This window comes from Streptomyces sp. UC4497 (assembly GCF_054871485.1).
On sequence record NZ_JBTYHB010000009.1, the window covers coordinates 77492 to 88919 of the forward strand.

General features: G+C 68.8%; 10 protein-coding genes. 4 read left to right on the top strand and 6 right to left on the bottom strand.

What is annotated here, in order from left to right; genetic code table 11:
* The first annotated feature begins 87 nt into the window (after positions 1–87).
* From rsmG to ACYSUO_RS14930, 4 genes are all read left to right on the top strand, one after another.
* Positions 88–804 carry a 16S rRNA (guanine(527)-N(7))-methyltransferase RsmG gene (gene rsmG, locus ACYSUO_RS14915; protein ID WP_461776574.1) on the top strand — a complete coding sequence of 239 codons (717 nt, stop codon included), beginning with the start codon at positions 88–90 and terminating at the stop codon, positions 802–804.
* A gap of 255 nt (positions 805–1059) precedes the next feature.
* Positions 1060–2136, top strand: coding sequence for a ParA family protein (locus ACYSUO_RS14920; RefSeq protein ID WP_461776725.1), 1077 nt, complete (start codon positions 1060–1062; stop codon positions 2134–2136).
* Positions 2133–3236: a ParB/RepB/Spo0J family partition protein gene (locus ACYSUO_RS14925; protein WP_461776575.1), complete on the top strand. Its 1104-nt coding sequence runs from the start codon at positions 2133–2135 to the stop codon at positions 3234–3236. Before ACYSUO_RS14920 ends, ACYSUO_RS14925 begins: the two co-directional genes overlap by 4 nt.
* A 306-nt stretch (positions 3237–3542) precedes the next feature.
* The gene (locus tag ACYSUO_RS14930; RefSeq protein WP_461776576.1) at positions 3543–4160 is read left to right on the top strand and encodes a GNAT family N-acetyltransferase; all 618 of its coding nucleotides are present in this window, start codon (positions 3543–3545) and stop codon (positions 4158–4160) included.
* Between the two features lie 127 nt (positions 4161–4287).
* Here ACYSUO_RS14930 and trxA read toward each other — a convergent pair whose 3' ends face one another.
* The 6 genes from trxA to murJ form a co-directional block, all read right to left on the bottom strand.
* Positions 4288–4620, bottom strand: a complete 333-nt coding sequence (gene trxA / locus ACYSUO_RS14935) for a thioredoxin (protein WP_461776577.1) — start codon at positions 4618–4620, stop codon at positions 4288–4290.
* 45 nt (positions 4621–4665) lie between these two features.
* Positions 4666–5643, bottom strand: a complete 978-nt coding sequence (gene trxB, locus ACYSUO_RS14940) for a thioredoxin-disulfide reductase (RefSeq protein WP_426902728.1) — start codon at positions 5641–5643, stop codon at positions 4666–4668.
* Between the two features lie 118 nt (positions 5644–5761).
* Positions 5762–6598 carry an anti-sigma factor family protein gene (locus tag ACYSUO_RS14945; protein ID WP_461776578.1) on the bottom strand — a complete coding sequence of 279 codons (837 nt, stop codon included), beginning with the start codon at positions 6596–6598 and terminating at the stop codon, positions 5762–5764.
* Positions 6595–7308: an RNA polymerase sigma factor SigM gene (gene sigM / locus ACYSUO_RS14950; protein ID WP_461776579.1), complete on the bottom strand. Its 714-nt coding sequence runs from the start codon at positions 7306–7308 to the stop codon at positions 6595–6597. The genes ACYSUO_RS14945 and sigM overlap by 4 nt, the downstream gene beginning before the upstream one ends.
* 34 nt (positions 7309–7342) lie before the next feature.
* Complete coding sequence (locus ACYSUO_RS14955) at positions 7343–9055, bottom strand: protein kinase family protein (RefSeq protein ID WP_461776580.1); 1713 nt, start codon at positions 9053–9055, stop codon at positions 7343–7345.
* A gap of 120 nt (positions 9056–9175) precedes the next feature.
* On the bottom strand, positions 9176–11422 hold the full coding sequence (gene murJ, locus ACYSUO_RS14960) for a murein biosynthesis integral membrane protein MurJ (protein ID WP_461776581.1): 2247 nt from the start codon (positions 11420–11422) through the stop codon (positions 9176–9178).
* Between the last annotated feature and the right edge of the window lie 6 nt (positions 11423–11428).

Genomic DNA, 11428 nt, shown 5'->3' on the forward strand with positions numbered 1-11428 from the left:
CCCGTCTGTTTCGCAGGCGGGGCCGATCTTTGTCAGCCTGTTAGTCAGCCACTTACTGCGGTAGAGCGGTACGGAAGGACGGTCCCCGTGACGGAGGCAGCAGAACTCCCCCCGGCCCCGGAGCAGGCCCGGGTGGTATTCGGCGAGCGCTTCCCGGACGCGGTCCGGTACGCGGAGCTTCTCGCTGACGCGGGAGTGCAGCGCGGCCTCATCGGCCCCCGCGAGGTGCCGCGTCTGTGGGAGCGGCACATCCTGAACTGCGCCGTGCTCTCCGAGGTGGTCCCCGAGGGCGTCACGGTGTGCGACGTCGGTTCGGGCGCGGGCCTGCCGGGCATTCCGCTCGCCCTGGTCCGCCCGGACCTCAAGATCACCCTGCTGGAGCCGTTGCTCCGTCGTACGACTTTCCTGACCGAGGTCGTCGAACTGCTCGGTCTTGACCATGTGACCGTGGTGCGGGGACGGGCCGAGGAGGTCCTCGGCAAGTTGCCGCCCGTCCATGTCGTCACCGCTCGCGCCGTGGCTCCGCTGGACCGGCTGGCCGCGTGGGGCGTCCCGTTGCTCCGGCCGTACGGGGAGATGCTCGCGCTCAAGGGCGACACCGCCGAGGAAGAGCTCAAGAGTGCGGGCACCGCCCTGAGCAAGCTCGGCGCGGTGGAGACGTCGGTCCTGCACGTTGGCGAGGGCATCGTGGACCCCCTGTCCACCGTCGTGCGTGTAGAGGTCGGGGAGAGCCCCGGCGGTGTGCGTTTCGCGGCGAAGCGCGCCAAGGCGGCCCGCACGGGACGTGCCCGACGCAGGCGCTGACGACCAGCAGTACTCCACAAAAGCTGTCAAACGTACGCATCTCGGGGTGTCGCGCGGGACGGCATCCCGCTGCGGTGCATCGTGTTTCACGTGAAACGTCGCTCACTGCTGCAGGGCATCATCAGTCGCGGCCGCGCGGCGGCCGCTCCCCGCGACCGAAAACCTCTTGGATCCCTCGATCAGGACACGGAGTTGTCCACAGAGGGGGATTCGTCCACAGAAGCACGGGCCTCGCTGGTTCTTGACCCCGAAGGCATGGGAGGCTCTGTTCATTGCGAGCCTGAAGTCGAGGAGAGTGAATCCTTGCGGTCCGACGCCAACATCGCGGGACCGATGACCGACCCGGTCCCCGGTCCCCGTACCGAATCGGCGGGGGAGGATGTTTCACGTGAAACGCCGCCCCCGATGGACGACACACCCATTGGACGCGCTGCCCAACTGGCAGTAGAAGCTCTCGGTCGTGCGGGCGAGGGCCTGCCACGACCCGAGCAGACCCGCGTCATGGTGGTGGCCAACCAGAAGGGCGGGGTCGGTAAGACCACGACAACGGTCAATCTTGCCGCCTCACTTGCGCTGCACGGCGCACGTGTCCTGGTGGTGGACCTGGACCCACAGGGCAACGCCTCCACGGCTCTGGGTGTCGACCATCACTCCGAAGTGCCCTCCGTCTATGACGTGTTGGTCGACAGCAAGCCGCTCTCCGAAGTCGTCCAGCCCGTACCTGATGTGGAAGGCCTCTTCTGCGCCCCGGCCACCATCGATCTCGCCGGTGCGGAGATCGAGCTGGTCTCTCTGGTCGCGCGGGAGAGCCGACTGCAGCGCGCCCTCCAGGCGTACGAGCAGCCGCTGGACTACATCCTCATCGACTGTCCGCCGTCGCTCGGCCTTCTGACGATCAACGCCATGGTCGCCGGGGCGGAAGTGCTGATCCCGATCCAGTGCGAGTACTACGCGCTGGAGGGCCTCGGTCAGCTTCTGCGAAATGTGGATCTCGTGCGTGGGCACCTCAACCCCACCCTGCACGTTTCCACGATCCTGCTCACGATGTACGACGGCCGGACTCGGCTGGCGTCGCAGGTCGCGGATGAAGTCCGTAACCACTTCGCCGGCGAGGTCCTTCGGACGAGCATTCCGCGCTCGGTGCGTATTTCGGAGGCCCCTAGTTATGGGCAGACCGTGTTGACCTACGATCCAGGGTCGAGTGGGGCGCTCTCCTACCTCGAAGCAGCACGAGAGATGGCGCTGCGCGGAGTCGGGATTCACTACGACGCCCAGAACGCCCACACGGGCACTCAACTTGACCAGCAGAGTACGTCGGAGGGGATTCAGTGAGCGATCGACGGAGGGGACTTGGCCGAGGACTCGGCGCGCTGATCCCGGCTGCCCCCACCCCTGAGAAGACGGGCCCGGCCACCCAGGCGGGCGGAGGGTCGACGTCTCCCGCCTCGGTGCCGGTGTTGACGACCGAGCGTGGAGTGGCGGCCGCGAAGGTGGCCGCACTGTCGCAGCAGCCTGTTTCACGGGAAACCGAGGAGCCGGCGGCCACGACAGCCGATGACTTCGAGCGTCCTGCGGGAGCGCATTTCGCCGAGCTGCCGATCGACGACATCACGCCCAACCCGCGCCAGCCGCGTGAGGTGTTCGACGAGGACGCTCTCGCCGAGCTGGTCACATCCATCAAGGAAGTCGGCCTGCTGCAGCCTGTCGTCGTACGACAGGTGGGGGCCGGCAGCTACGAGCTCATCATGGGCGAGCGGCGCTGGAGGGCCTGCCGAGAGGCGGGGCTCGAGCGCATCCCGGCCATCGTGCGTGCCACGGACGACGAGAAGCTCCTCCTCGACGCGCTCCTCGAGAACCTGCACCGTGCGCAGCTGAACCCGCTGGAAGAGGCTGCCGCCTACGACCAGTTGCTCAAGGACTTCAACTGCACGCACGATCAGCTGGCCGACCGGATCGGCCGGTCCCGCCCGCAGGTGTCCAACACGCTGCGACTGCTGAAGCTTTCGCCGGCCGTCCAGCGCCGGGTGGCCGCAGGCGTGCTGTCGGCGGGTCATGCGCGTGCCCTGCTCTCCGTCGAGGACTCCGAGGAGCAGGACCGGCTGGCCCACCGCATCGTCGCCGAAGGGCTCTCGGTGCGGGCCGTCGAGGAGATCGTGACCCTCATGGGGTCGGGGCCCAAGAGCAACGCACGGGCCAAGGGGCCGCGGGCCGGCGCCCGGGTCTCCCCGGCGCTGACCGATCTCGCCACGCGGCTCTCGGACCGCTTCGAGACGCGGGTGAAGGTCGACCTGGGTCAGAAGAAGGGCAAGATCGTCGTCGAATTCGCCTCGATGGACGACCTGTCGCGCATCCTCGGCTCCCTCGCTCCCGGTGAGGGGCCTGTGCTCCAGAACGGTCTCCCGGAGGAGACCGACGGCGACGAACAGGACTGAGTTCCGCCCTGGTCGAGACCTGAGAGCGGGCCGTGTTCCGGGATGTACCGGAACACGGCCCGCTCTTTGCTTGTCTACGGTATCGGGCGAATCCCATCGTGGTTACGATGCGACGGGAAGAGCGCATCCACCCGGCGGCACCTCATACAGGAGGCGGGTCATGCGATCGGTGAGTCGCACCGGACTGATGACCGCAGGTCTCGGCCTGGGAGCGGTCGGCGGATTCGTCGGCAGCCTGCTCAGGGAACGGAGCGCTCTGACGGCCGCCCGCGCAGCGGCGGGCGAAGGAAGCGAGGAACTGCCTTCATGGGGCGTCGGCTCGTACCGCTCACGCTGGACAACCTCCCGGACCTCCCCAAGCGTTGCCGCTCATGTGTCTTCTGGGAGCTGGACCCGGTCAGCGGCGAGGCCGCGGTAAAGGCGGGCACGCCCGAACTGGAGAAGGAGGCGTGGATCTCCGCCGTCCTGCTGGAGTGGGGCTCCTGCGGACGCGTCGTCTACGTGGATGACGTTCCGGTCGGCTTCGTGCTCTACGCGCCTCCCGCGTACGTGCCACGGTCCACTGCCTTCCCGACGAGTCCGGTGTCCCCCGATGCCGTTCAGCTCATGACGGCCTGGATCTCGCCCGACTATCAGGGGCAGGGCCTTGGCCGTGTCATCGTGCAGACCGTCGCGAAGGATCTGCTGCGCCGGGGCTTCAAGGCGATCGAGGCTTTCGGAGACGCGCAGTGGAAGGGCCCCGCCTGTCTGCTTCCTGCAGACCATTTGTTGGCGGTCGGGTTCAAGACCGTGCGGCCCCACCCCACCCATCCGCGGCTGCGTCTGGAACTGCGGACGACGCTCTCCTGGAAGGAAGACGTCGAGATGGCCCTGGACAGGCTTCTGGGAGCCGTACAGAAGGAACCGGCACTCCGGCCGCTGTGACGGTTCTTCCGGCCGCTGTGACAGCCGGTGGGCCCTCACAACGGAAACGGGCCGACCCTCGGAAGGGTCGGCCCGTTCGTGTTTCACGTGAAACAACGGCCGCCGTCTGTGAAACGGCGTCGCCTGATTACTCGGAGATGAAGTCCTCGAGGTCGCGCACGATGGCGGCCTTGGGCTTGGCACCGACGATGGTCTTGGCGACCTCGCCACCCTGGTACACGTTCAGGGTCGGGATCGACATGACGCCGTACTTGGCGGCCGTGCCCGGGTTCTCGTCGATGTTGAGCTTGACGATCTCGATCTTGTCACCGTGCTCGGCGGCGATGGCCTCGAGCGACGGCGCGATCTGGCGGCACGGGCCGCACCAAGCGGCCCAGAAGTCGACCAGGACGGGCTTGTCGTTCTTCAGGACGTCCTCTTCGAAGGTGGCGTCCGTGACGTTCTTCAGGTTGCCGGCCACAGCAGGCTCCTCATTTCTTGGGGGATACGTGAGTAGGAGTTCGGTTCAGACGCTGGCGGTCTGGGTCTTCTCGGGCTCGGCGGACTCGCCGTCGGAGAGCGAGGCCAGGAAACGCTCGGCGTCGAGAGCGGCGGAGCAGCCGGTGCCGGCCGCCGTGATCGCCTGCCGGTACGTGTGGTCCACGACGTCTCCCGCGCCGAAGACACCGGTGAGGTTCGTGCGCGTCGAGGGCGCCTCGACCTTCAGGTAGCCCTCGTCGTCGAGCTCGAGCTGCCCCTTGAACAGCTCCGTGCGCGGGTCGTGGCCGATCGCGATGAACAGACCGGTGACCGGCAGCTCGGACGTCTCGCCCGTCTTGAGGTTGCGCAGCGTCAGACCGGAGAGCTTCTGCTCGCCCTTGACCTCGGCGATCTCGCTGTCCCAGACGAACTTGATCTTCGGGTCGGCGAAGGCGCGCTCCTGCATTGCCTTCGAGGCGCGCAGGGTGTCGCGGCGGTGGACGATCGTCACCGACTTGGCGAAGCGCGAAAGGAAGGTGGCCTCCTCCATCGCGGTGTCGCCGCCGCCGATCACGGCGATGTCCTGGTCCTTGAAGAAGAAGCCGTCACAGGTCGCGCACCAGGAGACGCCGCGGCCGGAGAGCGCGTCCTCGTTCGGGAGGCCGAGCTTGCGGTGCTGGGAGCCGGTGGTGACGATGACGGCCTTCGCACGGTGCACGGTGCCCGCGGTGTCCGTCACGGTCTTGATCTCGCCGCTCAGGTCGACGGCCACGACATCGTCGGGGACGAGCTCGGCGCCGAAGCGCTCGGCCTGGCCGCGCATGTTGTCCATGAGCTCGGGGCCCATGATGCCGTCCTGGAAACCGGGGAAGTTCTCCACCTCGGTCGTGTTCATCAGCGCGCCACCAGCGGTGACGGCACCCTCGAACACGAGCGGCTTCAGCGACGCGCGCGCGGTGTAGAGCGCCGCCGTGTAGCCGGCGGGCCCGGAGCCGATGATGATCACGTTACGGACGTCGCTCACGGCTTGATTCCTCGTCTCTGCGGGACTGCTGCGTACTGCCAGGGGAGGCCATTCGGAGGACTCTCACCCCACCCAACGGATCCTACGGGGCATGCATTCCCGACGTGCCCGGCCACACCTAGCGAGTGCTCTTGAGGGCCCCGGAGCCGTGGTCGTAATCGTGCTTGTACAGCAGCGTGCCGACTGAGGAGGACGAGTCGACACAGGAGGAATCGACGACGAAGGCCGTGACCCGGTGGGCCGGGTCGGTCTTGTGGGGCAGCACGACGAGGTAGGCCTTCTTCCCTTCGTACGTGCCTGTCTCCGCGGCGAGTGGGTCCTCGTTCCGGTGGGTCCCGAGCTGGATGCACGGGGGCACCGAGACGGCGCGTTTCTGCATCGGCGCCTTCGTACCCTGCGCGCTGGGTCCCTCTTGTTCGGTGCTGAGTGTCGAGGAGCCGAGCAGCGACGTGACCTTCGTCTCCAGCGTGTCCTTGGCGAAGGTCGAAGCGCTTGAGCTCTTCTTCGCGACCGGTGAGCCGCCCTCGTCGTTCTGGATGAGCAGGGCCCCCACACCGATCGCGGTGACCGTCAGAACGGCCCCGAGCACGGCGCCGGTGCGCCTCCGGCTGCCGCGTGCCTTGCGTCCCGGGCCGGTGGCTCCGTGTGCGTGCCCGGCAGGGCGGTCGACCGTGGTCGTTGTTTCACGTGAAACGGGCCCCGTTTCACGGTCCCCTTCGAAGGCCAGGGCGGCATCGATCCGGCTCGCGATCTCGTCCGGCATGCGCGGCGGGGTCGACACGGCACCGAGCGTGCTGCGGATCTCTTCCAGGGACGCGAGGACATCGGCGCAGAGTGCGCAGCCGTCGAGGTGCTGCTGGACGGCGGTCGTACGCGTGGGAGGCAACAGACCCTCGGCAAGTTCGGAGATCTCGGTGACCTCCGGGTGCTCTGCAGTGTCGGTCGTGGATGTCACGCTCGCCCACCTCCGCCCTTCACCGCAGCCGAATCGCCAGGTCCTGTCTCGTCACGAGGTCCCGCTGCGGGTGGGACGGATGTCCCCTGCGCCCGGTTCCTTTTGGGGGGCGGGTTCTCGCCACCTTCCTGGCTCCCGTCCTCCGTGCGGAGATGCTTCAGCAGCGGGAGCAGCTTCGCCCGGCCGCGCGCGCAGCGGCTCTTGACCGTGCCGGTGGGCACGTCGAGGATCCGCGCGGCCTCGGCGACCGGATAACCCTGCATATCGACGAGGACGAGGGCCGCGCGCTGGTCGCTGGGCAGGACCGAGAGCGCCTCCAGGAGCTGGCGGTGCAGATCGCTCCGCTCGACGGGGGCGTCGGCGGACTCGTGCGGTTCCAGGAGCTGGTCCAGACGGTCGGCGTCGTCCACGGGCGCGGTCTTGCGCGAGGCCATTTTGCGGGCCCGGTCCAGGCACGCGTTGACGGTGATGCGGTGCAGCCAGGTCGTTACCGCGGACTGGCCGCGGAAGGTGTGTGCGGCGCGATAGGCCGAGACCAGGGCGTCCTGCACCGCGTCCGCGGCTTCCTCCCGGTCCCCCAGGGTCCGCAGGGCGACGGCCCAGAGCCGGTCGCGGTGGCGTCGGACGAGTTCACCGAAGGCGTCCTTGTCGCCGGCGACATGACGGGAGAGGAGGTCCTGATCGTTTGCTTCGCCGTAGGCGTCGTCCACTGTCGAACCCCCTCCCCGTGGTCAGCCGTGCCCGTCAGCCGGTGAACTCCACATCGGTGATGCCCTGCTTGAAGCCCGCGCTGCTGTAGCCATCCTGGCCTGCGTGGGGCAGGGCGGTCAGCCAGACGAGCAGATAGCGCGTCTTGACCGGGTCATCGGCCGTGATCTTGGCGGAGGTGGTCCGCGAATCCGTCTTGGACCCGATCTGCTTCAGGCCGGACACCGAGCCCGGGTCGAGGGACGGCGAGGCGTACAGGGAGACCGTGGTGTGGTCGCCGCCGTATCGGAGCCCTATCGAGGCGGCCGACACTTCCTTGTCGGAGCCGAGGTCGTAGACGATGCCGACGCCGGGCTTGATGACCATCTTCGGGCCGTCGACGAAGGACTTGGTCCGCCAGTACGTCGACGTGCTGGCGTCGTACGTCTTGCCGACGTCGCCCGGAGCCTGGGCGTCGCCTTCGGCGACGAACTCCTTGGCGCTCTCGATGGAGATCGGCTTCGCGTCCTGCTTGCCGCCCTTGTCGTTGTCGTCCGAGGTGTCCGTGGACCCGGAGCTGCCCGCGTTGCCACGGTCCATGAGGGCGTCGGCGAGCTGCCAGCTGCCCAGGCCGAGGGCCGCGATGAGCAGCGCCGAGACGCCCCACTTGAGGGCCTTGCCGGTACGGCTGTGCAGCGGGGGCGGCGGCGTGGGGACGGGCTGGGTGGCGCGCGCGGACGTGCGGCCGTAGCTGCCCTGCTGGTACGTGGTCCGCTGGTACTCCGGGGGTGCCGTGAAGGCGGGCTCCGGCGGCCGGATCTTGGGCATCTCGCCGATGGCCTTCACCAGGTCCTCCGGCGTGGTGCACGGCGGCTCCTGGCGGGACGCGGTCGCTCCGTCGTTCGCGAGCGCGCGCATGGAGAGCTCCGCCAGACCGCGGTGGACGCCGGCGCGCACCTGGTCGGGGGCGATGAGGCCGACGCCCTTGGGCAGCCCGGAGAGGCCGTAGGCGTCGTCCTCGTACGGCCAGCGCTGGGTCAGGGAGGCGTACAGGAGCGCCCCGATCGCCTCGGTGTCCGCACGCTGCGGGGTGTCGCAGGTGATCCCGCGCAGCGCCGCGTTCACGGCGAGGCCGCGGATGCGCCACTGACCGGTGGAGGTGCGCAGCACGGCGCTCGGCGTGAGGCGCAGATGGGCGAGGCCCTCACGGTGGGCGGCCGCCATGGCGTGGGAGACCTGGCTGACCATCTGGTACGCGTCGTGCGCCTCGAGGGGGCCGAGGGCGAGCAGGGCGGTCAGTTCCGTGGCGTCGGGGAGCCACTCGTGGACGACATAGACGAGATCGTTCTCCTCGACCGCGTCCAGCACCTGCACGAAGCGGGGGTCGCCCAGAAGGGCCGACGAGCGGGCGGCGGCGAGCACCGAACGGCCCCTGGGGTGATCGGCGGGGAGGATGTGCACACCGACGGCACGGCGGAGCTTCTCGTCCATCGCACGCCAGCTGCTGAAACCGTCCAGACGGGTGACGCACTCCTCGAGCCGGTAGCGTCTGGCGAGCTTGTGGCCGCTGTGCAGCTCGGGTGGCGACGCGGCGCCGGGGCTCATGTGAGTCCCCGTCTCCGCGGTGTCCACCGCCTCCTCGCGCTCAGGCGCGTCCTGCTCCCCGGTATCGGCCACCCCGTCGGCCGTGGCCTTGTCCGCCTTGGCGGTCAGCGGTTCATCACCACTGTTGTCGGCCACGTCGACGGCAGCCGTGCTCCGTTCCGCCACCGTCGTTCCTGCCTCCCCATCCGTTGCACTCACTCCGACGCCAAAGCCAATTGTGCCCACAGTCCGGCGCTATGCACGACACGCGATGGCCGCCGATGGTTGCACACGCTTCCGGCCGGGTCAGCGGCCGAGACGACCGCGGACCATGCCGACCAGCGAATTCAGTTCTTCGATCCTCATCTTGCGGGCTGCCACGTAGAAGACTCCGAGCAGTGCCGCACTGCCCACGACCAGCGCCGCGATCGAGCCGAGCACACCGTGGCCCAGTGCCTGCGTGACCGCGTACCCGATTCCGCCACCCACGACCGTCGCCGGCAGCGACGCGAGGCAGAGCCGGGCGTAGGTACGGACGACGTGTGCGCCGTCCAGGTCGCCGCCGAGCCGGTTGCGCAGCCGCCGCCAGGCCACACCGACGCCGATCGCGTACGCGATGCCGTACGAGAGTGCCATGCCGACCACGGCCCACTGGGCGGGCAGGATCAGGTAGCAGATGCCCGAGGCGGCGGCGTTGACCGCGGCGACGATGACCGTGTTGTAGAAGGGCGTCCGAGTGTCCTCGTACGCGTAGAAGCCACGCAGCACGACGTACTGCACGGAGTACGGAATGAGGCCGATACCGAACGCCATGAGGATGTAGCCCATGGACTGGGCGGACTCGACGCCGCTGGAGCCGAAGAGCAGGGTGCACATCGGAACGCCGAGCGCCACGAACATGAACGAGATCGGCACGATCGCCACGGCCGAGGTGCGCAGGCCGGAGGAGATGTCGTCGCGGACCGCGCCGGGGTCGCCGTCGTGGGCGGAGCGCGAGATGCGCGGCAGCAGGGCGGCCATGACCGAGACGGTGATGATCGCCTGCGGCATGCCCCAGATCAGCTGGGCGTTCGAGTAGCCCATGATGCCGGTGCCGTCGACCGGGGACGCCTCGCCCGCCGCGGTGGCGAGCTGGGTGACGACCAGTACGCCCGCCTGGTTGGCGAGGACGAACAGGACGGTCCACTTGGCGAGCTTCACGGCCTTGCCGAGGCCGTGGCCCTTCCAGTCGAAGCGCAGCCGGAAGCGGAAGCCGGTCTCGCGCAGGTACGGGATCATCGCGAGGGACTGCACGACAAGGCCCAGCAGGGTGCCGATGCCGAGGAGGCGGATGCCCTCGTCCGGGATGGTGGTGACGCCCATCTGCGATTCGGCAGCGGTCCCGTAGACCCAGATGAACGTGCCGAACGTAAAGATCATCACGATGTTGTTGAGGACCGGGGTCCACATCATCGCGCCGAACTTCCCGCGTGCGTTCAGGATCTGGCCCATCACCACGTGGATGCCCATGAAGAAGATCGTGGGCAGGCAGTAGCGGGCGAAGGCGACGCCGACGCTGTTGGCGTCCGAGTTGTTGGCGACCGTGTTCGACATCAGGTGGATCAGCAGGGGTGCCGCGAAGACGACGACTGCCGTGATGGTGGCGAGCGCCACCATGACCAGCGTGAGCAGGCGGTTGGCGAAGGCCTCGCCGCCGTCCTCGTCCTCCTTCATCGCGCGCACCAGCTGCGGCACGAACACCGAGTTCAGGCCGCCGCCGACGGTGAGGATGTAGATCATCGTCGGCAGTGTGTACGCGACGGACCAGGTGTCACCGAGCAGTCCGGCGCCCAGCGCCGCGGTGATCACCATGGTGCGCACGAAGCCGGTGAGGCGGGAGACCAGCGTGCCCGCCGCCATCACCGCGCTCGACTTCATGATGCTGGAGGCGCGACCGCCCTTCTTCGCCGCGGGCGCAGGTGCGGGAGTGGCGGCCGGCGGCGGTGGGGGCTGCGGAGGACCGAGCTGCGTCGTCGGGTTGTCGACGGGCTCGGCCGGCGGGCGGCCACCGCTGTGGCCGGGCTGCTGGTCGCGGTAAAGGTGCGCGAAGGCGTCCGGCTCGTGGCTCTCCTCCGCGGAGTGCGTCACCAGGTCGTCGACACCCACGAACTGTGTCGTACGGGCGTCGTCGCCGTACGGCAGATGCTGTGTGGGGCCCGCCGGCTCCGGCGCGGGCGTCTGCGCCCACACGCGAGGGTCGGGCTGGTACTGCTGCGCGGGCGGCGGCGCGTACAGGGGCTGCTGCGCCTGCTGCGTGCCCGGGGGCGGCGGAGGATGCGCGGCGCGGTCGTACAACGCCTCGGTCACCGGGTCCTGGGCGGTCAGGTCGTGCGCCCGGTACGGATCCTGCTCGTACGCGTCCTGAAGGTACGCGTCCTGCGGATACGCGTCGGGGGCAGGCTGCGGCGGCGGCACCTGCCCCTCGGGCTGTGGTGAACCGGCGTACGGCCGGCCATCGCCCGAGGCAGAGCCGCCCGAGCCGTGGCCACGCTCACCGTCGTACGGCGCGTTCATGGTTAC